This is a genomic window from Nocardia yamanashiensis, from assembly GCF_021183565.1.
Classification (GTDB): domain Bacteria; phylum Actinomycetota; class Actinomycetes; order Mycobacteriales; family Mycobacteriaceae; genus Nocardia; species Nocardia yamanashiensis.
Window position 1 is genome coordinate 4,944,291 of the sequence record NZ_CP089226.1, and the last position, 23,904, is coordinate 4,968,194.

The following is a 23,904-nucleotide window of genomic DNA, read 5'->3' on the forward strand; positions in this document are numbered from 1 at the left end:
CTGCATGAGCGAAACCGCATTGCCCCGGGGTATCGGCGCGCCCGCCACGCGCGCCCTCACCGGCGCCGGCTACACCTGGCTGGAACAGTTGGCCGGGGTACCCGAAGCCGCGCTGCTCGAATTGCACGGCGTCGGACCCAAGGCGATCCGCATCCTGCGGGAGGAGCTGTCAGCCCAGGGGTTCGCCCTGGGCTGACCGTTCGTTCAGGAGACGTAGGCGCGCTGCAGGATCGCCTCGGTGTCGACGCCGACCGGCAGGGTGCCGAAGGCGATGCCCCAGTCACCGCCGAAACGGCTGCCGCAGAAGGCATCCGCGACGGCGGCGTGGCCGTGGCGGACCAGCTGCGCGCCCTGGAGCACCAGCGCCATCAGTTCGATCACGCGGCGGGCCCGGTATTCGATATCGGCGAAATCGGTGAGCTCCTTGCCGATTCGGTCGATGGCCTCGTCCAGGTAGCGGTTGCCGCCGCGGGCCAGGTTCACCTCGTTGAAGAAGGCTTCCACCGTCTCGGGCTGACGGCCCATAGCGCGCAAGGCATCCAGCGCCGCCACATTGCCCGAGCCTTCCCAGATCGACATGAGCGGGGCCTCGCGGTAGAGGCGCGGCATGCCGGACTCCTCGACATAACCGTTGCCGCCCAGGCATTCCAGGGCTTCCGCGGCGTGCGCGGGGGCACGCTTGCACACCCAGTACTTGGTGACCGCCAGCGCGATCCGGCGCAGCGCGGCCTCCGCCGGATCGGTGGAGGCGCGGTCGGTGGCGCCGGCCAGCCGCATCATGACGGTGGTGGCGGCATCGGATTCGATGACCAGGTCGGCCAGCACATTGCGCATGGCGGGCTGGTCGATCAGCTTCTTGCCGAACACCTCTCGATGCCGGGCGTGATGCAGCGCGTGCACCACACCGGCGCGCATACCGGTGGCGGAACCGATCACGCAGTCCAGGCGCGTCATGTTCACCATCTCGATGATGGTCTTGACGCCCGTGCCCTCCGCGCCGACCAGCCAGCCGGTGGCGTTCTCGTATTCGATCTCGGAGGAGGCGTTGGACTTGTTGCCGAGCTTGTCCTTGAGCCGTTGCAGGCGAAGGGGATTGCGGCTGCCGTCCGGGAGTACCCGGGGCAGCAGGAAACAGGACAGGCCGCCGGGCGCCTGCGCCAGGGTGAGGAACATGTCCGACATCGGGGCCGAGGTGAACCACTTGTGGCCGACGATCCGGTACGTGCCGTCGGGCTGCGGGGTGGCGGTGGTGGTGTTGGCGCGGACGTCGGAGCCACCCTGCTTCTCGGTCATGGACATGCCCGCGATCAGGCCCGACTTGGTGGACGGTTCGCGCAGGCCGAAATCGTATTCGCGGGAGGTGAGCAGCGGCTCGTACTTGGCCGACAGCGCCGGATTGTGGCGCAGCGCGGGAATCACCGCGTAGGTCATGGAGATCGGGCACATGTGCCCGGCATCCACCACGCCCCAGGTGTAGAACTTGGCGGCGCGGGCGGTGTGCGCGCCCGGGCGGTCGTCGGCCCACGGGGAACCGTGCAGGCCCTGCGCCACCGCCACATGCATCAATTCGTGCCAGTAGGGGTGGAATTCGACCTCGTCGACACGATTACCGAAGCGGTCGTGGGTGTGCAGCACCGGCGGGTACTCGTTGGCCAGCAGGCCCCACTCCCGCGCCATGGCGCCGCCCGCCAGCACGCCGAGATCCCGGACCTCCTGCTCGGCCCAGCCCGCGCCTTCCCGGTGCAGGCCCTCGATCAGGGCGGGATTGCGGGAATTGTCGAACGGGACGATGTCCGGCACCTGGTTGAACACATCATGGGTGTGCATGGGGACTCCTATTTCCGAGGCGACCCGGCGGCATCGCCGGGCACGCCGAGTGCGCGCAGCGCGAAAGCGACGAGTTCGGGGACCACCGACTCGCTCTGTAGTTGTTCGGCCAGCGGCCCGACCAGCACCTCACCGATGGCGCCGACCAGCGCGGTGGCACTGGTGCGCGGATTCTGCGGCGGCAGTTGACCTTTCGCCACGCCCTCGGCGATGGCGTGCTCGTAGATCTCGGCGAACGCGCGCCGGAAGCGCAGGCGCTCGGTGTCCACCGCCGCGTCCACGGGTTCGGCCAGCAGCACATAGGCGAGCTTGGGGTTCTTCAGCGCGCGTCCCGCGAAGGTCTCGACCGCGGCCGTAACCCGTTCGACGACACCGCGTTCCGCCGCCGGGACGCTCACCCACGATTCGTCGGAGGCGGGGCCGCCGAGTGTCCGCGTCCCATCCTGACTCTCGCCGGGGACGGCCTGGCTCTCGTCGGGGACGGTGCCGCCGCCCGCTACGGCGACCGCCGCGACTTCGCGGGTGACGACCTCGCGGAAGACGGCGGTGACCAGTTCGGCCTTGCCGCGGAAGCTCTTGTAGACGGTCCCGGTGGCGACGCCGGCCTCGGCGGCGACCGCAGCGACCGAGAGCCCGGCGTAGCCGTCGCGGGAGAGCACGGTCATGGCGGCCCGCACGATCGACCCCGCCTGGGCGTCGAGGCGGGCCTGCACGGCGGGTGTTCTCCGGTAGGCCACGAAAGAAGTGAACCATAGATTCATTTCTTGACGCCAGCCCTCCCGTCGCCCACCACCACCCTCAACCGGGTCGCTGCGCGACGCTCCCCCAGATTCAATTTACGGCGTATGTTGAGCCGGTGAGCGTACGAGTGGAACGCAAAGGCCCCGTCTACACCGTCATCCTGCACCGCCCCCAGGCTCGCAATGCCGTGGACGGCCCCACCGCCGCGGCCCTCGCCGACGCCTTCCGCGAGTTCGACGCCGACCCCACGGCCGCGGTCGCCGTCCTCTGGGGCGAGGGCGGCACCTTCTGCGCCGGCGCCGACCTCAAGGCCCTCGGCACCGAACGCTCGAACGCGGTCACCACGGACGGCGACGGCCCCATGGGCCCCACCCGCATGCAGCTGTCCAAGCCGGTCATCGCCGCCGTCTCCGGCTACGCGGTGGCGGGCGGTCTCGAACTCGCCCTGTGGTGCGATCTGCGAATCGCCGAGCAGGACAGCACCTTCGGCGTCTTCTGCCGCCGCTGGGGCGTACCGCTCATCGACGGCGGCACCGTCCGCCTGCCCCGCATCATCGGCACCGGCCGCGCCATGGATCTGATCCTCACCGGCCGCGCCGTCACCGCACCCGAAGCCCTCCAGATCGGCCTGGTCACCCGGGTCGTCCCGCCGGGCGAATCCCGTACCGCCGCCGAACAACTCGCCGCCGAACTGGCCGCCCTCCCCCAGACCTGCCTGCGCTCGGACCGCATGTCGGTGCTGGAACAGGACGGCCTGGAGGAACCCGCCGCCATCGCCAACGAGTTCCAGCACGGCCTGAAAGCACTCTCCGACGGAGCACTCGACGGCGCGGCGCGCTTCGCCTCCGGCGCGGGCCGTCACGGCGCTTCCGCCTGACCGGCCCGACGCCGCGGCGCTGATGGCGCAATACCGGATACCGGCCGGTACGCTGCTCGGGCGATGAATCGGTTGAGCGTGGTGGACGAAATGTTCCTGCGGGCGCATCGGGGTATGGGAACTCCGATCGTGTTGCAGGGACTTTGGCGCACCGCGGAACCGGTCGAGACCGAGTTGCTGGCGCGGGTCCACGAGGCGCTGCGGCGCGGGCCGCTCGGACGGCGCGTGGTGCGCTCGCGGGTGCCGGGAGCCCGGCCCCGCTGGGTCGTCAACACCCAGGCGCACCCGCTGGAACTCCCCTCCGACCCGATACCCGTTGCCGCACTGCTGGATTGGGCCGATCAGCAGGGCGGCGACCTCAACCCGGAAACCGGCCCGGGCTGGCGGCTCGCCGCCGCACCACTGGACGACGGCGGCTGCGTGGTCGCCCTCACCTGCTCGCACGCGCTGGCGGACGGCCGCGCGGTAGCGCTCGCGGTCGACCACGCCCTGACCGGCACGCCCCTTGCGGCACCCATTGCACCGCAATCCGATTGGGCCGACGCACGCCGACAGTGGCGCACCGTCCTCGGCGGCACCGCGCGGGCCCTGCGACGCGGCCTGCCACCCCGCCCGACCCCGGTCGCCCCGCGCCGAGCCACGAACCCGCCTGCAGTCACACCGCTCGCGCATTACCCGGGTTCGGAGAGCGCCGCCACGAACAAGACGGCCGCAGGCGCACACCAGCCCTACACCGGCGCGACTTCGACACCCACCAACACAACTCCCGCAGGCGCGGACCAGACCCACATCGGCGCGGCACCCGCGCACAAGACTTCCGACGGCGCGAGTCCGGCCGACCCCCACACCGGCGCAACAATGGCATTCACGGATTCAGCCGGTGCGGGTGGCGGGCTTTTCATGCGGAAGGGGTCGGCGACTGCTGGTGCGGCGCTGCAGATTCCGGTGCGCGAGTGGAATCGGGTGGCGGTGGCGCGGGGCGGGACCGCTAACAGTTTGTTCGTGCATCTGGTCGCTGATTTGCTGTGGGCCAGCGGTTTTCAAGGAGAGACGATCGTCGCGAGCCTGCCGGTCGATACCCGCGACGAGCCGCGCGTGGACAATGACATGGCCATGACCGAGGTGGCGATCGAGCGCGCGGATACGCCGGCGACCTTGCGGCGCAAGGCGCGTGCCGCCTATGAGCATCGGATGACCAGTCCGGGTGGGATTCCGGAGGAGTTGCTGCAGGTCATTCCGGATCGGTGGGCGTACGCGCTCGCGAAGGGCGCGGGTGAGCGGGACATTCTGTGCAGCAATATCGGCTGCCTGCCGGATTCGCTGCTGTCGCTCGGCCCGCACCCGTGCACGGGCGTCACGGCGCGCGCCATTCACCCGGGACTGCACCTGGACCGGCTGCCGCGCACCCGCCTGTCGGGGTATCTGACGCGGATCGCCGACACCTACACGCTGGCGCTGGTCAGCCTCGATCCCGATGCGATTGCGGACTCGACCGCCCTGACGGAGCTGGCGCGCGCGGGCTTGGCCGAGCTGGGGCTCACGCCGGTCGCGATCTGGTGATCACACCAGCGCCGGGATGTGCACTCCTTCCCAGGCGAGCCGCTTGGCCTTCTCCGGGTCGTATTCCACCCGCGCGGGATAGTCGATGATCATCGTCGCCCGGTCGGTCTCGGTGTAGGCGGGCCAGTTCGGCAGCGGAGATCCCTTGCGCGCGAACGACAGCCAGTTCTCCTGGAACTGCTCCGACACCGCCCGGAACCCGCGCTGCCCGCCCATGGCGGTGAAGGCCCGCCCGACGGTGGTCCCGGTCGCGCCGAACACCGGGATCAGATCCAGCGCGTGCGTGGCCCCGAACCCGGACACCCGCATGGCGCGCGGGGCGAAATCGAAGCGGTAGGCGTAGGTGGGCGCGAACCGGCTGTGCCCCGCCATGACCCGCACCGCGGGCCGCCAGAAGGTGAAGTCGCCGCCCATCCGGATCGCCACCCGCTTGGCCGGGAAGCCGGGATAGGCCGCCACCACCCGCGATTCGACGGAATCGGCACTGGCCGCCAGCGCCCGGTGCAGCCGCACGGGCGTGGTCGGCAGATGCTCGCCGAAATTCGGATAGACCGAATCGTCCTCGCGGCTGCCGCCGGCCGTCTCGGGATGCCGGAGCAGCCAGTGCATGCGCTCGGCGGTGGTGGGCAGCGTGTCGTCCAGCCGGCTGAACAACGTGCCTTCATCGCGATTGGTGCCGATGATGAGCGGCACCCGGTGCGCGTTCCCGGCCACGATCGCCTCGATCGGCGCCTGCGGCAGGTACTCCCCGTCCACGGTCGGCGCGATCGGGAAGATGCCGGGCTGTTCGCGCAGGATCGCGTTCACCGCGCGATCCACGCCCCGCCGGATATCGTTCGCGCTCGCGGCCAGCAGCGTCGCCGCCTCCGCGCCGGGCGCGGCGCCCAGCCGTTCGGCGCAGCGCCGCGCGAACAGGTGCGCGTCGGCCTGGCTGATGCCCCAGTCGGCGGGCGGGCTCTGCGAGATGGCCCGATGGAACAGGCCCGCGGCGGCCGGGGTGGCCAGCAGTGCGAGCACCGCGTGCGCCCCGGCGGATTCGCCGAAGATGGTGACATTGTCCGGGTCGCCGCCGAACGCGGCGATATTGCGCCGCACCCATTCCAGCGCCGCCACCTGATCGCGCAGGCCGAGGTTGGCGTCGAATCGGTGTGCGGGCGTGGAGAATTCGCTGAAGTCCACGTAACCGAACGCCCCGAGCCGGTAATTCACCGACACCACGATCACATCGCCGCGCACCGCCAGCCGCGAGCCGGAATACAGTCCCAGCGCGGAGGTCCCGATCATGTATCCGCCGCCGTGGATGAACACCATGACCGGTCGCGGCGTGGCCGACGGCGCATTGGGCGCCACCACGTTCAGCGTCAGGCAGTCCTCGCTCGTCGGCTGCTGCCTGCGCGGCCCGATCTGCGCCCCGCTGCGATGCTGCATTGCCGCGTAACCGAATTGGGTCGCATCGCGCACCCCGGTCCACGGTGTGACGGGTTGCGGGGCGCGAAACCTCAGCTCTCCCACCGGGGGTGCGGCGAAGGGAATGGACCGCCAGCGTGAAACGCGGCGGCCCCGGAGACCACGGACCATGCCGTCAGCGGTCTTGATATCAGTCGTTGCCACCATGGAAACCCTCATATCAGCCACCATCGGCTCGCAAGGAGCCGATGCGTGTCGAGAAACATGGCGCTTCTTGCCACCATCAATCGATGGTAGACCCGGTGGCGGCAGCGCTCGCGGCCTTCGCCGCGGCACCGCCGGTGCGACTACTGCAGATAGCCTTCGACTTGGCGGGCCGAGCCGGCCTGCGCCTCATCGGGATTGCGGCCCTGATCGAGCCGGGCGCGCCGCTGGCGCAGCAGATCCCAGCACTGGTCGAGCTGGACTTCGAGCTCGGCGAGCTGGGCGCGTTCGGTTTCGGGATCGAGTTCCCCGCTGGTGGTCTTCGAGCGCAGCTCGTGCTCGCGATCCACCAGGTTCTTGATGCGCGCGAGAATGTCCTGGTCGCTCATGCAGCCTCCGCTCCGTAGGTCGTCGCGCACCCGGCTCGAGGCCGGGCCCGCCTGCTCACCCGGTCCACTCTACGACCCGGGAAAGGACATCCCCGGCCAACCGGACCGCATGCGGCAGGTCCGCGCTCGGCAGGGCGGCGTAACCGAGCGCGATTCCGAAGGTGTGCCGCGGTCCGATGTGATGGCGGCCGAGCGCGTCCAGGTAGAGACCGGCGGCGCGGGCCGCGGCGACGGCGCGTTCCTCCTGTTCCAGCGAGGCCAGCGGCACCACGATGTGCGAGCCCGCGTCGTCACCGCGCACCCGCAGCCCGCGCCCGCGCAATTCCGCGACCACCAGGGCGCGCCGGGGCGGCATCTCCCGGCGCAGGCGGCGCAGATGCCTCGCCAGATCACCGCTGCGCGCGAATTCGGCGACCACCTGCTGCCCGGCGGGCGCCGGGGAGGTGCCGGTGAGTTCGCGATAGCCGAGCACCGCATCGGTGATGGCCGGGGCCGCGACCAGCCACCCCACGCCGAGGGTCGGGGTGAGGATCTTGCTCGTGGTGCCCAGGTGCACGACCAGGTCCGGCGCGAGCGTGGCGAGCAGGGGCAACGGCGCGGTGTCGTAACGCAATTCGCCGTCGTAGTCGTCCTCGATGACGAGCGCGCCGGTGCGGCGGGCGAATTCGATCAGCTCGATCCGGCGCGCGGCGGGCATGCGCGCACCGATCGGAAACTGATGCGCCGGAGTGCAATACACCGCCTTGACGCCATCCGGCAGCAGGTCCACCCGCAGTCCGTCGCCGTCGACCGGTACCGGCACCAGCCGCATTCCGGCCGCCCTCAAGGCCCCGGTCGCCCGCGAATATCCGGGATCCTCGATGGCCACCGCGTCCCCGGGCCGCCACAGCGCCGCCGCGAGTTCGCCCACCGCCGCACTGGTTCCGGCGGTGGCCAGTACGGCGTTCCCGCTGCTGACCCCCAGCCCGCGGTGCCGCAGCAGGTGTTCCGCCACCGCCGCCCGATACTCCGGTTCGCCGCCACGGTCCTTGCGCACCACCGGCATTCGATCCGACGCCGCCCGCCAGGCGCGCCGCCACGCCGCCGGGTCCAGGGTCTCGACCGACGGCGCACCGGCCCCGAGATCCAGCAGACCGGCCAGCGGATCCCGCCGCGAGGCGCCCGCGGCCTGCCGTTCCACCGGCGGCGGCGCGGCGGTCAGATATGTTCCCGACCCGTGCCGGCCGCTGAGCCACCCTTCGGCGTGCAATTGGTCGTAGGCGGCGGTGACCACGGTCCGGCTCACCCCCAGTCGCGCCGCCAGCTCGCGCGAGGACGGCAGCCGATCGCCTCCGGCCAGCGCCCCGGTCGTCGCGGCGCGCCGCAAACCGTCCGCGACCTGCGCGGCCAGCGGCGTGGCCGAGGTCCGATCGATGCCGAACGGCAGATCGTCGACCACGAGCGCGCGCGTCTGTCCCATGAAGTGGACCTCCGTGAGTCGGCGAAACAAACCACCTCAGCATGCCATTCGCCCAGGAGGCAGCCCGAAGTGGTCTGCGATTTTCGCCAGGAATTGGCTATTCAACAATGCCATTCCGCCCGCGATGCTGGTCTCATGACCGAGCCAGCCCAGACCCGGCCCCCGCTGTCCCCCACCCCGCGCAGCAGCCTCACCCGCTCCAAGGAACGCGGCCGCACCGACCGCGCCGATCTCGAGGCGATCCTCGACGCGGGCCTGCTCTGCCACCTGGGCGTGGTCCTGCACGGCGCCCCGGTCGTCATCCCCACCACCTACGGCCGCGACGGCGACACCCTCTACCTGCACGGCTCCACCGGCGCCGGCAACCTGCGCGCCGCCATGCTCGGCGACGTCTCCGTCTCGGTCACCCACGTCGACGGCATCGTCTACGCCCGCTCCGCCATGCACTTCTCCATGAACTACCGCTCCGCCGTAATCCACGCCCGCCCAACCGAACTCACCGACCCCGCCGAACGCCTGCACGCCCTGCGCGCCATCGTCGAACACGTCGCCCCCGGCTCCTGGGACGACGTCCGCCCACCCAGCAAAAAAGAAATGGCCGCCACCACGGTGCTGTCCCTCGACCTGACCGAAGCCTCGGTGAAAATCCGCACCGGCGGCCCCCGCGACGACGAATCCGACATCCACCCCGCCTCCGCCTGGGCCGGCGTCCTCCCCATGCGCCAGATCTTCGAAGCCCCGATCCCCTCCGAAGACCTGGCTCCGGGCATCGCGATCCCGGACTACGTGAGCGCCCGCGCGGACGTGGTCAGCCGCTAGCGCTACTTGAGCAGCCGGGACATGCGGCGGTCGGCGAGGATTTTGCCGCCGGTCTGGCAGGTGGGGCAGTACTGGAAGGACTTGTCGGCGTAGGCGACTTCGCGGATGGCGTCGCCGCAGACCGGGCAGGGTTCGCCGGTGCGGGCGTGGACTTGGAAGCCGGAGCGTTTTTCGCCTTTGAGGCGGGCGGCGTCCTGGCCTACCGAGCGTTCGATGGCGTCGGAGAGGGTGAAGCGCATGGCGTTGTAGAGGCGGGAGGTTTGCTCTGCGTCGAGGTTGCCGGCGTTGGCGAAGGGGGAGAGTTTGGCGCGGTGCAGGATTTCGTCGGAGTAGGCGTTGCCGATGCCGGCGATGAGCATCTGATCGGTGATGGCGTTCTTCACGCGCTGGGAGGTGCTGTGGATGATCTCGCCGAACTCGGTTTCGCTGACCGCCAGGGCGTCGGGGCCGAGTCTGGCGATGCTGGGGATGGAGAGCGGATCGCTGGTGACCCAGACCGCCATGCGTTTCTTGGTGCCGGCTTCGGTGAGGTCGAAGGCGGGGGTGGAGCCGGCGGGCGTGAAGAAGTGCACGCGCAGGGCCAGCGGGCCTTTGCCGGGTTTGGGGGCGGCGGCGCTCGGTTCGTCGATCCAGCGCAACCAGCCGCCCCGGGACAGATGAGTGATCAGCCAAATGCCGTCGCAGTCCATGCCGAGGTGTTTGCCCCAGTGGCCGACGCCGGTCACATCCCGCCCGGACAGTGCCGTGACCGGGGGATCGAAGGTTTTCAGCACGCTCAGCGCGGCGACATCGACCCGCCCCACGACCGCACCGACGGCATGCTCGGCCAGGAACTGCTCGAGCGCCACGATTTCCGGTAATTCGGGCACAAGAAGCAGCCTACCGACAAACAACGACAACCTCCGGTCTACGCGCAGCGGGTCGCTGACCCTGAACAGGGTCACCAGGTCACCGGTAGTTCGACCGTGGAGGGTGAGGCGAAAACCACGGTGCTGCCCAGCGGGGTGGAACTCTGGAACGGCACCGGGTCCTGGGAAGTGACGGTCAGGGTCAGGCGATGGCCCGGGGCGAGATTCCAGTACGTCGGTTCGAGTTCCCAGCTCAGAGCGACGGGATCCGATGGGGTGAGGCCGTGCCGCGTCAACGGCCAGTAGGTGATGGCTCTGCCCATGCCGTCCGGGCCTTCGTCGTAGAGGATGCCGATCAAGGTGAGGTCGGCGGTGGCGGGCGCGACCGTGAGGTTCAGGCGCGGGCGCCCGGAGACCACCGCACCCCGCTCGAACGGCGCGCCGCGCCACACCCCGGCCAGATTGCGATCCACCCCGTCCAGCGCGATGGCCGGGGAGAGACCGAACTGGGCGAGCGTGCCGGTCAGGTACGGCACCGCCGCCACCGCGCTGGTCGGCCCGGAAACCAAAGGCTGCGACCAGGTTTCGCCGGGATCGACGCCCATGACCCCGGTCGCGGGGGCCGACAGCGCCAAGGTGCGCGCCGCCTGCCGGGCCTCGGCGACCGAATCGAAGGTGACGTACGGGCCGGTGCTCGCGGGCTCGAAGGTGACGGCGGGTTCGGCGTCGATACCGTTCTCCGCGCCGTTCACATAGTGGTCGAGCCAGCGAATCGCCCTGTCCCAGATGGGATTCGACAGACCGACGATCTGCCCCGCTCCACCCCCGGTGGAATGGTCGCCGGGTTGCAGGAAGAGCTTCTTGGGCCCGGTCAGCTCGTCGAAGAGCGTGTACACCGGATCCACCGGCAGCAGGCTGTCCTGCCAGTCGTGTGCGAGGAACACCGCGGTCCCATTGGCATTGAGCCGCGGCACCGCCCGCGCGAGCAGCCGCGCCGACGCCAGCGTGTCGAAGGCCTGACCATTGCCGCGCAGGATGGTATCCAGCCCGCGCCGCACCAGCTCCGCACTGAACCGGTTGGTCGAGGCCCCGGCCAGCGCGAGCGCGATCGGACCACCGGTTTTCGGAGTTCCGTTGGGCGCCAGCGCTTCCGCCGGATCGCCGGGCGGGGAATCGGCGACCAGCGCCTTGATCCGGGGATCGTGCGCGGCCGCCAGAATCGCCATCCCCGCCCCGTAGGAACCCCCGGCGATGGCGATGCGATCCGGATCCACGTTCAAATTCGCGATGGCCCAGTCGATTACCGCGGAAGCGTCGGCGGCGTCCCGATCCCCCAGCAGATCCACTTCCCCACCGGAGAGATACATGCCCCGCGCCGTGTACTCGATGGACACGAAACTCTCGCCGGTCGAAAGCCGGTACGCCGAACCGAGACTGCCCATGGCGGGCATCCCCCACCCGGACGGTTGCAGCACCAGCGGATTCTTGTGCACAGCCAGGTCGGCGGGCGCGGTGATGACGGCATTGAGCGAGACGCCGTCCGCACCCGGAATGAACATGGTGGTGGCCTGACCGCCCGGAATCGGCACGGCGGCGGCATCGCCGACGCCCAGCGCGGCCCCGCCCACCGCGAGCAGCAGCGCGGCCAATACGTTCGAAAGTCTTGTCGCCATGGCCATCTCGCTCACCCGAGACCGAGCAGGTCGGCGATGACCAGCCCGAGATTGTGCAGCAGCGAGTTCGGTGTCATCAGGAGGTAGCCCAGCAGCGTGCCGGTGATATCGGGAGCGGGAAGGTCGTGCATGGTGCGCCTACTCGTCGATGGTCGTGCCCGGCGGTCGAGGGGCCGCCGAGTGGCAAGAGCGTAGCTCCGACTGCTTGTTTCTGACTCGTTTAGAGCGAAATCGCTCACAAATGAGCAATATTGAGCGATTCGGTAGCCTCGATCAGATGACGATTCTGGTTACCGGAGCCACCGCGAATATCGGCCGGAAAGTTGTCGATCATCTGATTGCGCAGGGCGCCAAGGATATTCGGGCACTCACCACCGATCCCGCGAAGGCGGCGCTGCCCGCGGAGGTGCAGGCCGTGCGCGGCTACCTGCGCCGACTCGACACCCTGCCCGCCGCTTTCGAAGGCGTGGAGCGGATGTATCTGGCGCCCGCACCGGAGCACGCCGCGAAGTGCTGGCTCTGGCGAAAGCCGCGGGGGTCCGGCACATCGTCGATCTGTCCGGCGAGCCCGAAAGCTGGTGGGGCACGGTGTGCACGGCCGTCGAACAGAGCGGCCTGGAATGGACGCACCTGTGGCCCGCCGACTTCATGGAGAACACCCTGATCTGGTCCCGGCAGATCCGCGAAACCGGTGAGGTGCGCGAACCCTGGCCGGACGCCGCCACCGCCCCCATCGCCATGGACGATATCGCCGCCGTGGCCGCCACGGCACTGCTGTCCGACGGCCACTCCGGCCGCGCCTACCCGCTGGCGGGCCCCGAAATCCGCAGCCGCGCCGAGCTGGTCGAGCAGCTCGGCGCGGCGCTGCGGCGCGATATCGGCTTCCGGCAATCCACCCGCGAGGACACCATCGCCGCGCTCACCCCCACCATGGGCGACAACGCAACCTGGTACGTCGACAATGTCCTCACCGGCTACACCCCCGATCCGGAATCGCTGCCCATCACCAGTGTCCGGGACATCACGGGGCGGCCCGGCACCACGTTCGCGCACTGGGCCGCCGCGAATGCCGACCGGTTCACCACCGCCTGAGCGCTACACCGGTTCACCGGTCTCGAACTGCCGGCGCAGCAGGAAGCGCTGGACCTTCCCGCTGGGCGTCTTGGGCAGTTCGGGGAGGTAGTGGATGCGGCGCGGGTAGACGTGCGCGGCGAGCTTCTGCTTCACGAGTTGCTGGAGCTCGCCGGTCAGGTCGGCGTCCGGGGTGATGCCCGGTGCGGTGACGGCGATGGCGATGAGCACCTCGCCGCGCAATTCGTCCGGCACCCCGATCACCGCGGCCTCGGCGATCGAATCATGGCCGGTGAGAACGCTTTCCACCTCGAACGGGCCGATACGGTACCCGGCCATGAGAATGACGTCGTCGTCCCGCGAGGCGAAGGTGAAGTACCCGTTGGCATCCCGCGACGCCACGTCTCCGGTCACATACCAGCGCCCGTCGGCGGTGAACCGGGCCGCGGACCGCTCCGGCGCGTTGCGATATCCGCGGAAGGTGAGCAGCGGACTGTCGGTCGCGATAGCCACCCGCCCCGCGATACCGACGGCCGCGGGCTCATCCGATTCCAAGCCCAGGATCTCGACGGTGTAGCCCGGCATGGGATGCCCCATCGACCCCGTCTCAAGGTCCGCGATCAGATCCGGATGCCAGGCGTTGACCACCGTCATCCCGGTCTCGGTCTGCCCGTAGTGGTCCCGGATCTCCACACCCAGCGCCTGTTTCGACCAGGTGATCACATCCGGCGTGAGCGGCTCGCCCGCCGAGGACAGGTGCCGCAACACGAGCCCGTCCGGCACGGGCGCATTGCGCAGCGCGCGGTACACGGTCGGCGCGGCCGCGAAATTGGTGACGCCGAAATGCCGCAGCACCCGCCAGGTCAGCGCGGGTTCGAAAGGCGCACACAGCAACAGGCTGCGCCGGCCGGTCGCCATCGGCGCGAGTATCGCGATGTAGAGCCCGTACGCCCAGCCCGGATCGGCGATATTCCAGAACACGTCGCCGTCGGCGTAATCGATCCCGTATTCGAGATACATGACCACGCCCGCCATCCCGGCCAGCCGCATCGGCACCGCTTTGGGCGCGCCGGTGGTCCCCGACGTGAACAGCTCGACCAGCACGCCGTCCCCGCCGATGGTCACGGATTTCGGTGCGGCACCGGTGTTTTCGAGCAGCTCCCCGAAGGCGATATCGTCACCGACCGGCTCCCCCGTGGTGACGATCCGCCAATCCCGCTCGGCCGGCAGCTCCTGACTCGGTTCCAGTTTCGCCCGCTGCGCCCCGTCGGTGACGACCAGCGTCGTGCCGTTCCCATTGACCCGCATGGCGATCGCCCCGGGCGCGAAGGCGGTGAACAGCGGCACGTGCACCGCCCCGATCCGCCAGATCGCCAGCAGCGCCACCACCAGCTCCTGCGACTTGCCCATCAGCGTGGCGACCCGATCCCCTTCGCGCACACCGAGTTCCAGCAGCCCGGCGGCCACCCGTTCGGAGCGTTCCCGCAATTCCCCGAAGGTCACGTCCACACTGGACAGATCGGGTTGCACGAAGCTGAAGGCCACGGCGTCGGCGGGATGCCGATCGCACAGCAGCTCGGCCGCGTTCGCGTCCGCCGCACCGTATTCGTCGCGTAGTTGCCCGGCCCGTTCGATCGGGGTTGCCATGCCGTACCTCCCGCTGCACGCGGCGGGCCACCACGGTGTGACCCGCACAACACCATCGACCGACTATTGACGGTGCGCCAGTAGCAAGTCAAGGGCCGCGGCGGTCACCTATTTCGCGCGCCGCAACAGGTAGATATCCATGATCCAGCCCTTGCGCTCGCGCAGGGCGGCCCGGCGGCGCACGATCCGCTGCTCCACCACCCGCAGCGGGCCCTCCACGATCACCTCGTCCGGCATCCCCAGATACGCGCCCCACCAGATATAGAGGTCGTCCCCCGGCACCTCGGTGAAGGAGGTGTCGCCGTCGAGCATGACCAGACTGGACTGCCCTGCGGCCAGACCTTCCTCACGCAGCCGCCGCCCGGTGGTGATGTGCACCGGTTCGCCGATCTCGTGCAACACCATCCGATGCGCCGCCGCCAGCGCCTGCACGCTGGTGATCCCCGGAATCACCTGGTAGTCGAAATGGATGCGCTCGCGCTCCAGCACCCGTTCGACGATCCGCAGCGTGCTGTCGTACAGCGACGGATCACCCCACACGAGAATGCCGCCCACCCCATCGGTCTCGGCGAAGGCCTGTTCCAGGATCTCGGCCCGGCGCTCGTGCCAGTCCTCGACCACCCCGCGATACGCGGCATCGGCCCCGCTGCCCGGCACCGTCCGGTCGCGCGGCGGATCGGCGATCTCGACCAGCCGGTGGGGCTGCGGCACATGCTCGGCCAGGATGGCCGTCCGCACGTCCACCAGCTCCTGCTTCTCGGCCCCCTTGCCGATGACGAAGAACACATCCACCTGGCGCATGGCCTTGATGGCCTGCACCGTCACCTGGTCCGGATCCCCCGCTCCGATTCCGATCACAAACAGCTTTCGCACGGTGCGTAAGCTTGCCAGGCGTGGAGAGCGCCCGAGACACCCAGTACGAGGACCTGCTCCGACTGGTGCTGGAGCACGGCACGCCTAAGGCGGATCGGACCGGCACCGGCACCCGCAGCATCTTCGGTCACCAATTGCGATACGACCTCTCCCAGGGGTTTCCGCTGGTGACCACGAAGAAGGTGCACCTGAAGTCGATCGTGTACGAGTTGCTGTGGTTCCTGCGCGGCGATTCGAACGTGAAGTGGCTGCAGGAGCACGGGGTCAGCATCTGGGACGAATGGGCCGGCCGCGACGGCGAACTGGGTCCGGTCTACGGCGTGCAGTGGCGGTCCTGGCCGACGCCGGACGGCACCCACATCGATCAGATCTCGCAGGTGCTGCAGACGCTGCGCACCGATCCGGATTCGCGTCGGATCCTGGTGTCCGCGTGGAACGTCGCCGAGCTGGACAAGATGGCGCTGGCGCCCTGCCACGCCTTCTTCCAGTTCTACGTGGCCGACGGGAAGCTGTCCTGCCAGCTGTATCAGCGCAGCGCGGACCTGTTCCTGGGCGTGCCGTTCAATATCGCCAGCTATGCCCTGCTGACCCATATGGTGGCGCAGCAGACCGAGCTGCTGCCCGGCGACTTCATCTGGACCGGCGGCGATGTGCACATCTACGACAACCATGTGGAGCAGGTGCGCGAGCAGTTGAGCCGGGAGCCCTACCCGTTCCCGAAGCTGAACCTGCGACCGGCGCCGACGCTGTTCGATTACGCGTACGAGGATGTGGAAATCGTGGATTACCAGCATCATCCGGCGATCAAGGCGCCGGTGGCGGTGTGAGCGATCGTACGGTTGGCCTGATCTGGGCGCAGACACCGGACGGGGTGATCGGGCTCGACAACACCATTCCCTGGCGGGTGCCGGAGGATATGGCGCACTTCAAGGATGTGACCTGGGGGCATCCGGTGGTGATGGGGCGGCGGACCTGGGATTCGCTGCCCGCGCGGTTCCGGCCGCTGGAAGGCCGCCGCAATATCGTCGTGACGCGGCAAGCCGACTGGTCGGCCGAGGGCGCGGAGCGGGCCGGATCGCTGGAGGACGCCTTCGAACTCGCCGGCGACGACACCGTCTGGGTGATGGGCGGCGGCGAGATCTACCGGGCCGCAATGCCTTTCGCCACCGAACTGCGAATCACCGAGGTGGACGCGGAGATCGACGGCGATTGCCATGCCCCGGGCATCGGTGCGGAGTGGCACGCCGATGAGGAACCGTGGCGGGAATCCAGCAAGGGTCTGCGTTATCGCATCCGGCGTTATACGCGCGAGAACGGATAACGCGGACGTTCCGCGTTCGCCAAAACCTGCATACACACCCGCCAAACAGCCGAATGGTTCGGACCTCGTCGGGCATACTCAGCGATATTCCGGCGAAAGGCAGTCCATGGACAAGAAATCGCTGACCGCGGTCGCTCGCCAGCAGCTCAAGCTGGCGGCTTCGGCATCGAGCGGACGCAGCTCCCAGACCATCTACGGGGGCCACACCCACAGCCTCCGGCAAACCGTGATCGCGCTGACGGCGGGGCAGAGCCTGGCCGAGCACGAGAACCCGGGCGAGGCGACCCTGCTCGTCCTCAACGGCGTCCTCACCCTCATCAGCGGCGCGAACGAATGGAAGGGCTCCGCCGGAGACCTGATCGTTATCCCGAACGCCCGCCACAGCGTGAAAGCCATTGACGACGTGGCGTTTCTGCTGACGGTCGCCAAGTAGCAGGGGGTTTTCGGGGGCGCCGCCCCCGAACCCCGGAGGGATCGAAAACCACCCCGCGGAGTGGCGATCGCAACACGTAAGCAACCGGGCAACCGGTCTGTCGGCCCAGCCCTCTAGGCTGGAGCCCATGGTTGAGCCACAGCCGCTTCTCGACCCGCTTTCGCCCGCCGCGATGTTCCTGGTCGCCACCATCGACGAGGGCGGTGAGGCGGCGGTCCGCGATCTGCTGGCAGACCTGCCCGGCCTGCGCCGCTCGGTCGGTTTCCGCTTACCCGGTTCCGGTCTGGCCTGTATCACCAGCATCGGATCCGCGGCCTGGGATCGCCTCTTCGCCGGGCCGAAACCCGCGCAGCTGCACGAATTCCCGGGCTATGCCGGTGAAAAGCACCAGGCCCCCGCCACTCCCGGCGACCTGCTGTTCCATATCAAGGCCGAAGCCCAGGACGCCGCTTTCGAGCTGGCCATGAAGATAGCCGAAAAGCTCTCCGGCGCAGCCACCATCGTCGACGAGACCGTCGGTTTCCGCTATTTCGAGCAGCGCGACCTGCTCGGCTTCGTGGACGGCACCGAGAACCCCGAAGGCCAGCTGGCCGCCGCCGTGGGCCTGATCGGCCCCGAGGATCCCGAATTCACCGGCGGCAGTTACGTCATCGTGCAGAAGTACCTGCACGACCTGGACGCCTGGAAGGCGCTCTCCACCGCCGAGCAGGAGCGCGTCATCGGCCGCACCAAACTCGACGACTACGAGCTGGACGACGCCGACAAGCCGCTCAATTCCCATGTGGCCGTGAACGATCAGGACGACAACGGCACCATCGTGCGCGCCAATATGCCGTTCGGCAGTGTGGCCGACGGTGTGTTCGGCACCTACTACATCGCTTACGCGGCCACCCCCGCGGTCACCGAGGGCATGCTCGAGCGCATGTTCCTCGGCAGCCCCGACGCCGCCTACGACCGCATTCTCGATTTCTCGACCGCCGTCACCGGCACCCTGTTCTTCACGCCGCCCAATGCCTTCTTCGACGCCCTCCCCGACGCGCCGGCTCCGGCCGCCGCGGTGCGGGAATCTTCGGAAACCAATGGTGTTGGTATGTCATCGAACAACGGATCGCTGGGTATCGGCACTCTGAAAAGGAGCTGAGGCATGAACAACCTCCATCGCGAACTGGCGCCGATCACCTCCGAGGCGTGGGCCGCCATCGAGGAAGAGGCGACCCGTACCTTCAAGCGGCACATCGCCGGCCGTCGCGTGGTCGATCTGTCCGGGCCGCACGGCGCGGACTTCTCCGCGGTCGGCCGCGGCCGCACCACCGCCATCTCCGCGCCCGCCGAGGGCGTACAGGCCCGCCAGCGCGTGGTGGTGCCGCTGGTCGAGCTGCGGGTGCCGTTCACGCTGTCCCGCGAGGAACTGGACAATATCGAGCGCGGCGCGCAGGACGCCGATCTGGACGCGGTGAAGGACGCCGCCAAGAAGATCGCCTTCGCCGAGGATCGCGCCATCTTCGAGGGTTACGCGGCGGCCGGTATCGCCGGCATCCGGGCCAGCACCGATTGCGAACCGGTCAAGCTGCCCGGCGATCCGACCCTCGCGCCGGAGGCCGTCGCGCAGGCGCTGAGCAAGCTGCGGCTGGCGGGCGTGGACGGGCCGTACTCGGTGCTGCTGTCCGCCGATCTGTACACCGCGGTGTCGGAGACCTCCGACCACGGCCACCCGATCCGCACCCATATCGAGCGGCTCATCGACGGCGAGATCATCTGGGCGCCCGCCATCGACGGGGCGTTCGTATTGTCCACGCGCGGCGGCGATTTCGATCTCCAGCTGGGCCAGGACCTGTCCATCGGCTATCTCGCGCACGATGCCGAATCGGTGCGGCTGTACTTCCAGGAGAGCCTGACCTTCCTGGTCTACACCGCCGAGGCCGCGGTAGCGCTCGAAGCGTAGTACCGCACCACCGGGTACGGTGTGTCCCGCAACACAGTGCGGGAGGGCGGTAGGCGAATGGTGCGTGCGGGTGTGGTGTCGGGACGCCGATCGGCGTTGTATCTCACCACCGCGGTGCTGACGACCGCGCTGATCTGCGGTGCGGTCGTCGCCCTGTTCAGTGTGAACCGGGTGTTCACCGGCCTGCTGCTGGGCCTGGCGGCCGGCGGCGCGCTGCTCATCCTGCTCTTCGGCCGCGATGTGCTGGTGCTGACCGATCAGCGCATCGAGCGGCGCACCCCGTGGCGGGCCTCGACCATCGATTGGGATCGGGTGGTGGCCGCGCGCTTCGCCCTGGACGAGAAGTCGCGCTGGTCGCTGGCGCTGGACCTGAACGGCGGCGACGAGCCGCATCAGGAACTGGTGCTGCTGTCCATCCCGCCGGTGGTGCGTCCCGTCGCGAACGCCTACGACATGCGGAAACGCGAGCAGGTCAATGAGATTCGGACCATGCTGCGGCAGAAGAGGATTCCGGTGACGATTCTCCCGGAGATCGCCGACGCGCTGGTGCGGCACTGGCGGATCGCGCCGCCGTCGGTCACCTAGCCGGCCGTCGCCTGCGCGAGGATGGCCGCGCCCATCCAGCGCCGCAGGTACCGGCGCAGTTCGGCGTCGGTGCGCGGCGGATGCCCCGGCGAGACGAAGAACGACTGCATGGTGCGCAGCACGAATTCGACCAGCTCGTGCAGTGATTCGTCGTCGTAGCCGTAGCTTTCCCAGTCGACGTCGAAGCGCCGGATCATGGTCATGCCGAAGGCCTGCGCCTCGTCGGAGGTGATGCCGTCCGGGTCGGCCTTCGAATAGCTCGCCGTCAGCAGAATCCCCAGGTGCGGCGTCCGGCGCACCTCGGCCAGGGTGAAGACGGCGGCGTCGGTCATGGCGTCGGCCGGATCCTCGATCCCGCGCACCTGCGCGGCGAGCCGATCCAGGAATCCGGCGACCGAGGCGATGGCCGAGGCCCGCATGAGCGCGTCCGCGCTCGGGAAGTACCGGTACACCGTCTGCCGGATGACCCCGAGCGATTCGGCCACGTCGGCGATGCTGATCTCCGCGCCGGTGCGGCCGATGAGTTCGACTGCGGCATCGACGATTCGGCGCGATGCCTCCTCGTCACTGTCCGGCGGACTGCCGCCCCACCCGCGCCTGCGTGCCACCGCCCGACCGTAGCAGGCGCCGCGCCGCTCATCCGCCACGGGATTCGCCCGCTACCTGCGCGATTGTAATCATACACTTGTACATAGCCATGTATGTTTGTATGGTCACCCGGAACCAGCCCGCCTCCGGAAGATGAGGTATCGCCGAAAATGACGGATCTTGTTGTGCGAAAGATGGATTTCGCGTTCGAGGACCACGACGTACCGTTCCTGTGGAACGAGACCAACCCGGCCTTCTCGAGCATGGCCAATGCGGTGTCGTTCCTGGCCATCGGTTTCGAGAAGATGATCGTGAAGATGATTCTGCAGTTGAAGCCGCAGATCACCGACCCCGAAGTCGCCGACGAGGCGGACGCTTTCATGCGGCAGGAGGGGCAGCATTCGGGCGCGCACCGCCAGCACGTGCGGGCGCTGATCCGGCGGTACCCGGGCCTGCAGGACACCCTCGACGCGGTGATCGCGGAGTTCGACGCGCTGACCGAGCACAAGCCGCTGAAGTACCGGCTGGCCTACACCGCGGATCTGGAGGCCACCTTCACCTCGGTGTTCAAGCTCATGCTCGACAACGAGGCCAGCCTGTTCCGGCCCGGCGACGACCGGGTGGCGTCACTGTTCATCTGGCATTTCGTCGAAGAGGTGGAGCACCGCAGTTCGGCGCTGATCATCTTCGATTCGGTGGTGGGCAGCGACCTGTACCGGATGCGGGTCGCGCCGTCGATCTTCGCGCACGTGCTGAAGGTGATCCGGATCGCCTGCGCCGGCTTCAACGAGCATGTGCCGCTGGAGGATCGGCGGATCGACTCGCTCTCCATGTTCGGGACGTACCGCAACAAGAAGGCCCTGAGCAAATGGCTGCCGTGGCTGCGCACCCCCGATTTCGGGCCGATGACGCGCGCGTTCGACGACCTGCCGCTGGGTGAGCAGCTGATCGCGCTCAAGGGCATCATCCGCAGTCAACTGCCGAAACACGATCCGGCCCACGAGAACCTGCCCGCCCTCGCGGACGTCTGGTTCGATCGCTACGCCGCCGGTCACGACGTCGCGCACTGGTACGCCACCGACGCGCTGCTCACCTCCGGAGCGAAATCATGAGCGAGCACTGTGCCACCACCTTCTCGGAACTCGCGACCCGCCTGGGCTTCTCGTGCGAAGAGGCCGGCGGGCTGATCGAGTTCCGCAATCCGTTCGGCTTGGAGAACTGGACGCTGCCGGTGCTGGAGCTCACGATCATCGTGGGCTCGATCCTGGCCCTGGCGCTGGCCGTCGTGCGGTGGCGCCGGCACGGCGATCCGACCAATCTGGCGCTGTGGTTCGGCGCGACCGCCTACCTGTTCATCATCGAACCGCCGCTGTACTTTCCGGCGGCCTTCGGTATCGAGGACCAGGTGGACACCATGTTCGCGCACAATGTGTTCACGGTCGACTTCCTGTGGGGCCGGCTGCCGCTCTACATCGTGGCCATCTATCCGTTCATGGCGACCGTGGCCTACGAAATCGTCCGCACCCTGGGCGTTTTCCGGCAGTACGGCGCGCTCGCCGGGGCGGTGTGCGTGGGCTTCGTGCATCACGCCTTCTACGAGATCTTCGATCATCTCGGCCCGCAGTTGCGCTGGTGGGAGTGGACGACCACGAACCCTCTGAACCTGCCCATGTTCGATTCGGTGCCGACCGGCAGCGTGGTGGTGTTCGCGGCGCTGTGGCCGATGTCGCTGGCGTTCTGCGTGTACTGGATGGTGGGCCGGCACGCCGACGGCGGGCGGCGGCTCACCGGGCTCGAATTGACCTGGCGCACAATCGTGATCGGCCTGCTGGCCTCGGTCGGCACCTTCCTGCTGCCGCTCCCGGCGACCGTGTTCGGCGCGGGCAGCGATACCGTGCGCGGCGTGCTCTACGCGGCCGAGCTGGTGCTCATCACGGTGGCCGCCGTTCCGCTGCTGTACCGGCAGTGGGTGCGGCTGCGCGCGGCGACCGGGGACGTGCCGCGCTACTCCGATCCGGTCATGCTCGGCTACAGCGTGCTGTACCTGGTCGTCTTCGCGCTGCTGTGGGCCACCGCACTGCCCGACTTCCTGGCCGCCGTGGACGGTGTGACCAGCGCGGGCGATCCGATCGGGAACCTCTGGTACGTCCTGGCTTGCTACGCGGTCGCCATCGCCGTCGTGGCGGCGGCCTACACTGTGCCGGGTGATTCGCACCGCGGCACTGGCACACATCCGGGACCGTCGTCTGTTGCAGACCCGGTCCACCGGTAAGGACGTCTTCTACATGGCGGGCGGGAAGATCGATCCGGGCGAGACCCCGGAATCGGCTCTGCACCGTGAGATTCGCGAGGAACTCGGGGTGGGCACGGTCGGGGTGACCGAGCTGGGGATCTTCGAAGCCGAGGCGTACGGGCACGCGCCCGGCACCCGCCTGCACATGACCTGCTATCTGGGTGATCTCACCGAAGAGCCGCGGCCCTCCGGTGAGATCGCCGAACTGCGCTGGTTCACCCTGGACGAATACGCGAACATGCCGCATGTCGCGCCGGGTTCGCTGCTGGTGTTCCAGCGACTGCACGAACTGGAGCTCATCGACTGAGGAGCGGTCTCACCCGCCCGCCGAGCCGCCTCGCCTTCGAGTTCAGTGCGCGTTCAACGCATCCAGGATCATCGGACGCGCATTGGCCAGGGCCTGCTGCCAGTAGGGCCAGGTGTGGGTGCCCGCGCCGAGTTCCACCCGGGCGCTGATGCCCAGCGCCGCCAGCCGGCTCTGGAAGATCTGGGACGCGGTCAGCGTCATGGCTTCCAGACCCATGGCGTTCACGGTGTTGACGACCGTATTGCTCAGGTCGGCCGCGGTGGGCACACCGTTCCCGGACCACACGTACATCGGTAGTCCGCGCAGCCTTTCGGCCTGTGCGACAGCGTCATTGCGGCTCCAGGCCGGGTTACTGCTCGGACCCCACATATCGTCCACGTTGAACTTGCCCTCGTCCCACATGGCGGCGCGCATGGCTTCGTTCCAGAGCGGGAAGGTCGGGTTCAGGTAGCCCGAGAAGGACCCGGCGAACTTGAACTGGTCACGGTGGTAGGCGGCGAGGATCATGGCGGCATTGCCGCCCATGGACGCGCCCACGATGGCGTTCTGGGTACGGGAGACGCCGAAACCCGCCAGATAGTCCGGCAATTCCCGGGTGAGGAACGTTTCCCACTTGTACGTGGTGGTCTGGCCGTTGGTACTGCTCGCGCGGTACCAGTCGGTATAGAAGCTGGAGTGCCCGCCGACGGGGAACACCAAAGTCACATTGTCGCCCGCGAATTGGCGCAGCGCGTCGGTGTCGGTCGTCCACTGGCTGTGGTCGCCGGGCGCGCGCAGCCCGTCCAGCACGTAGAGCGCGGAGCTGCCGCCGCGCGCCGCCCACTGCACCTGGACCTTGATGTTCCCCATGCTGGAGGGCACCCACAGGTCCTGGGTGCCACCCGATGGCGTCTGCTTGACCGGCGCGTAAACCGGTGCCGCCGAGGCGATCACGCCGCCCGAGGACAGCAGTAGCGCGCTGGCCAGCACGGTGACGGCCTTGCGCAGCGCGCGTTGTTTTCCGGACCGCATTGCGATGTCCACCCGGGTACCTCCCACCT

The 23,904-nt window shown here is 68.7% G+C and carries 24 protein-coding genes and 1 pseudogene; 14 read left to right on the plus strand and 11 right to left on the minus strand.

Annotation, left to right across the window (positions count from 1 at the left end):
* Positions 1 to 4: 4 nt before the first annotated feature.
* On the plus strand, positions 5 to 196 hold the full coding sequence (locus LTV02_RS23420; protein WP_233033835.1) for a helix-hairpin-helix domain-containing protein: 192 nt from the start codon (positions 5 to 7) through the stop codon (positions 194 to 196).
* Between the two features lie 8 nt (positions 197 to 204).
* On the opposite strand, the gene LTV02_RS23425 is transcribed toward LTV02_RS23420, so the two are convergent.
* Positions 205 to 1,827: an acyl-CoA dehydrogenase family protein gene (locus LTV02_RS23425; RefSeq protein ID WP_233033836.1), complete on the minus strand. Its 1,623-nt coding sequence runs from the start codon at positions 1,825 to 1,827 to the stop codon at positions 205 to 207.
* Between the two features lie 8 nt (positions 1,828 to 1,835).
* Positions 1,836 to 2,564: a TetR/AcrR family transcriptional regulator gene (locus tag LTV02_RS23430; RefSeq protein WP_233033837.1), complete on the minus strand. Its 729-nt coding sequence runs from the start codon at positions 2,562 to 2,564 to the stop codon at positions 1,836 to 1,838.
* Between the two features lie 119 nt (positions 2,565 to 2,683).
* Between LTV02_RS23430 and LTV02_RS23435 the strand changes: the two genes are divergently transcribed.
* Positions 2,684 to 3,445, plus strand: coding sequence for a crotonase/enoyl-CoA hydratase family protein (locus LTV02_RS23435; protein WP_233033838.1), 762 nt, complete (start codon positions 2,684 to 2,686; stop codon positions 3,443 to 3,445).
* A gap of 63 nt (positions 3,446 to 3,508) precedes the next feature.
* The gene (locus tag LTV02_RS23440; protein ID WP_233033841.1) at positions 3,509 to 5,005 is read left to right on the plus strand and encodes a hypothetical protein; all 1,497 of its coding nucleotides are present in this window, start codon (positions 3,509 to 3,511) and stop codon (positions 5,003 to 5,005) included.
* Here LTV02_RS23440 and LTV02_RS23445 read toward each other — a convergent pair whose 3' ends face one another.
* The 3 genes from LTV02_RS23445 to pdxR all read right to left on the minus strand — a co-directional run bounded on the left by LTV02_RS23445 (position 5,006) and on the right by pdxR (position 8,464).
* Positions 5,006 to 6,619 carry a carboxylesterase/lipase family protein gene (locus LTV02_RS23445; RefSeq protein ID WP_233033843.1) on the minus strand — a complete coding sequence of 538 codons (1,614 nt, stop codon included), beginning with the start codon at positions 6,617 to 6,619 and terminating at the stop codon, positions 5,006 to 5,008. It lies immediately after the preceding gene.
* 140 nt (positions 6,620 to 6,759) lie between these two features.
* Positions 6,760 to 7,005 (minus strand): DUF2630 family protein, encoded by a 246-nt coding sequence (locus tag LTV02_RS23450; protein ID WP_233033845.1) that lies wholly within the window; start codon positions 7,003 to 7,005, stop codon positions 6,760 to 6,762.
* 55 nt (positions 7,006 to 7,060) lie between these two features.
* Positions 7,061 to 8,464, minus strand: a complete 1,404-nt coding sequence (gene pdxR / locus LTV02_RS23455) for a MocR-like pyridoxine biosynthesis transcription factor PdxR (protein WP_233033850.1) — start codon at positions 8,462 to 8,464, stop codon at positions 7,061 to 7,063.
* Positions 8,465 to 8,599: 135 nt separating this feature from the next.
* Here pdxR and LTV02_RS23460 point away from each other — a divergent pair, with 135 nt between their 5' ends.
* The gene (locus tag LTV02_RS23460; RefSeq protein ID WP_233033851.1) at positions 8,600 to 9,283 is read left to right on the plus strand and encodes a pyridoxamine 5'-phosphate oxidase family protein; all 684 of its coding nucleotides are present in this window, start codon (positions 8,600 to 8,602) and stop codon (positions 9,281 to 9,283) included.
* 2 nt (positions 9,284 to 9,285) lie between these two features.
* Here LTV02_RS23460 and LTV02_RS23465 read toward each other — a convergent pair whose 3' ends face one another.
* Positions 9,286 to 10,152 (minus strand): Fpg/Nei family DNA glycosylase, encoded by an 867-nt coding sequence (locus LTV02_RS23465; RefSeq protein ID WP_233033852.1) that lies wholly within the window; start codon positions 10,150 to 10,152, stop codon positions 9,286 to 9,288.
* A gap of 71 nt (positions 10,153 to 10,223) precedes the next feature.
* On the minus strand, positions 10,224 to 11,804 hold the full coding sequence (locus tag LTV02_RS23470) for a CocE/NonD family hydrolase (RefSeq protein ID WP_233033853.1): 1,581 nt from the start codon (positions 11,802 to 11,804) through the stop codon (positions 10,224 to 10,226).
* A gap of 277 nt (positions 11,805 to 12,081) precedes the next feature.
* On the opposite strand from LTV02_RS23470, the pseudogene LTV02_RS23475 reads away from it, so the two are divergent.
* Positions 12,082 to 12,896: pseudogene (locus LTV02_RS23475) on the plus strand (SDR family oxidoreductase).
* A gap of 3 nt (positions 12,897 to 12,899) precedes the next feature.
* Here the strand turns inward: LTV02_RS23475 and LTV02_RS23480 are convergent.
* Together LTV02_RS23480 and cobF are read right to left on the minus strand one after the other, a co-directional pair.
* Positions 12,900 to 14,522 carry an AMP-binding protein gene (locus tag LTV02_RS23480; RefSeq protein WP_233033855.1) on the minus strand — a complete coding sequence of 541 codons (1,623 nt, stop codon included), beginning with the start codon at positions 14,520 to 14,522 and terminating at the stop codon, positions 12,900 to 12,902.
* A gap of 108 nt (positions 14,523 to 14,630) precedes the next feature.
* Positions 14,631 to 15,395: a precorrin-6A synthase (deacetylating) gene (gene cobF / locus LTV02_RS23485; protein ID WP_233033856.1), complete on the minus strand. Its 765-nt coding sequence runs from the start codon at positions 15,393 to 15,395 to the stop codon at positions 14,631 to 14,633.
* 20 nt (positions 15,396 to 15,415) lie between these two features.
* Between cobF and LTV02_RS23490 the strand changes: the two genes are divergently transcribed.
* From LTV02_RS23490 to LTV02_RS23515, 6 genes are all read left to right on the plus strand, one after another.
* Positions 15,416 to 16,222, plus strand: coding sequence for a thymidylate synthase (locus tag LTV02_RS23490; protein WP_233033857.1), 807 nt, complete (start codon positions 15,416 to 15,418; stop codon positions 16,220 to 16,222).
* A complete protein-coding gene (locus tag LTV02_RS23495) occupies positions 16,219 to 16,716 on the plus strand; it encodes a dihydrofolate reductase (protein ID WP_233033859.1) in 498 nt (165 codons plus the stop codon). Before LTV02_RS23490 ends, LTV02_RS23495 begins: the two co-directional genes overlap by 4 nt.
* Positions 16,717 to 16,822: 106 nt before the next feature.
* Positions 16,823 to 17,149 carry a cupin domain-containing protein gene (locus LTV02_RS23500; protein ID WP_233033860.1) on the plus strand — a complete coding sequence of 109 codons (327 nt, stop codon included), beginning with the start codon at positions 16,823 to 16,825 and terminating at the stop codon, positions 17,147 to 17,149.
* A 127-nt stretch (positions 17,150 to 17,276) separates the two neighbouring features.
* Positions 17,277 to 18,290: a Dyp-type peroxidase gene (locus LTV02_RS23505; protein WP_233033861.1), complete on the plus strand. Its 1,014-nt coding sequence runs from the start codon at positions 17,277 to 17,279 to the stop codon at positions 18,288 to 18,290.
* Between the two features lie 3 nt (positions 18,291 to 18,293).
* A complete protein-coding gene (locus LTV02_RS23510; protein WP_233033862.1) occupies positions 18,294 to 19,091 on the plus strand; it encodes a family 1 encapsulin nanocompartment shell protein in 798 nt (265 codons plus the stop codon).
* A gap of 57 nt (positions 19,092 to 19,148) precedes the next feature.
* Positions 19,149 to 19,676, plus strand: a complete 528-nt coding sequence (locus LTV02_RS23515) for a hypothetical protein (RefSeq protein ID WP_233033863.1) — start codon at positions 19,149 to 19,151, stop codon at positions 19,674 to 19,676.
* On the opposite strand, the gene LTV02_RS23520 is transcribed toward LTV02_RS23515, so the two are convergent.
* Positions 19,673 to 20,284, minus strand: a complete 612-nt coding sequence (locus LTV02_RS23520; protein ID WP_067710410.1) for a TetR/AcrR family transcriptional regulator — start codon at positions 20,282 to 20,284, stop codon at positions 19,673 to 19,675. The two genes, LTV02_RS23515 and LTV02_RS23520, sit on opposite strands and share 4 nt — an antisense overlap.
* Positions 20,285 to 20,434: 150 nt before the next feature.
* Between LTV02_RS23520 and LTV02_RS23525 the strand changes: the two genes are divergently transcribed.
* From LTV02_RS23525 to LTV02_RS23535, 3 genes are read left to right on the plus strand one after another with little or no spacing between them, the layout of a single operon-like run.
* Positions 20,435 to 21,376, plus strand: coding sequence for a metal-dependent hydrolase (locus LTV02_RS23525; protein WP_233033864.1), 942 nt, complete (start codon positions 20,435 to 20,437; stop codon positions 21,374 to 21,376).
* A complete protein-coding gene (locus tag LTV02_RS23530) occupies positions 21,373 to 22,536 on the plus strand; it encodes a hypothetical protein (RefSeq protein ID WP_233033866.1) in 1,164 nt (387 codons plus the stop codon). The genes LTV02_RS23525 and LTV02_RS23530 overlap by 4 nt, the downstream gene beginning before the upstream one ends.
* Positions 22,469 to 22,864 carry an NUDIX hydrolase gene (locus LTV02_RS23535; protein WP_408639253.1) on the plus strand — a complete coding sequence of 132 codons (396 nt, stop codon included), beginning with the start codon at positions 22,469 to 22,471 and terminating at the stop codon, positions 22,862 to 22,864. Before LTV02_RS23530 ends, LTV02_RS23535 begins: the two co-directional genes overlap by 68 nt.
* A gap of 42 nt (positions 22,865 to 22,906) precedes the next feature.
* On the opposite strand, the gene LTV02_RS23540 is transcribed toward LTV02_RS23535, so the two are convergent.
* On the minus strand, positions 22,907 to 23,875 hold the full coding sequence (locus LTV02_RS23540) for an alpha/beta hydrolase (RefSeq protein ID WP_233041679.1): 969 nt from the start codon (positions 23,873 to 23,875) through the stop codon (positions 22,907 to 22,909).
* Positions 23,876 to 23,904: the final 29 nt, after the last annotated feature.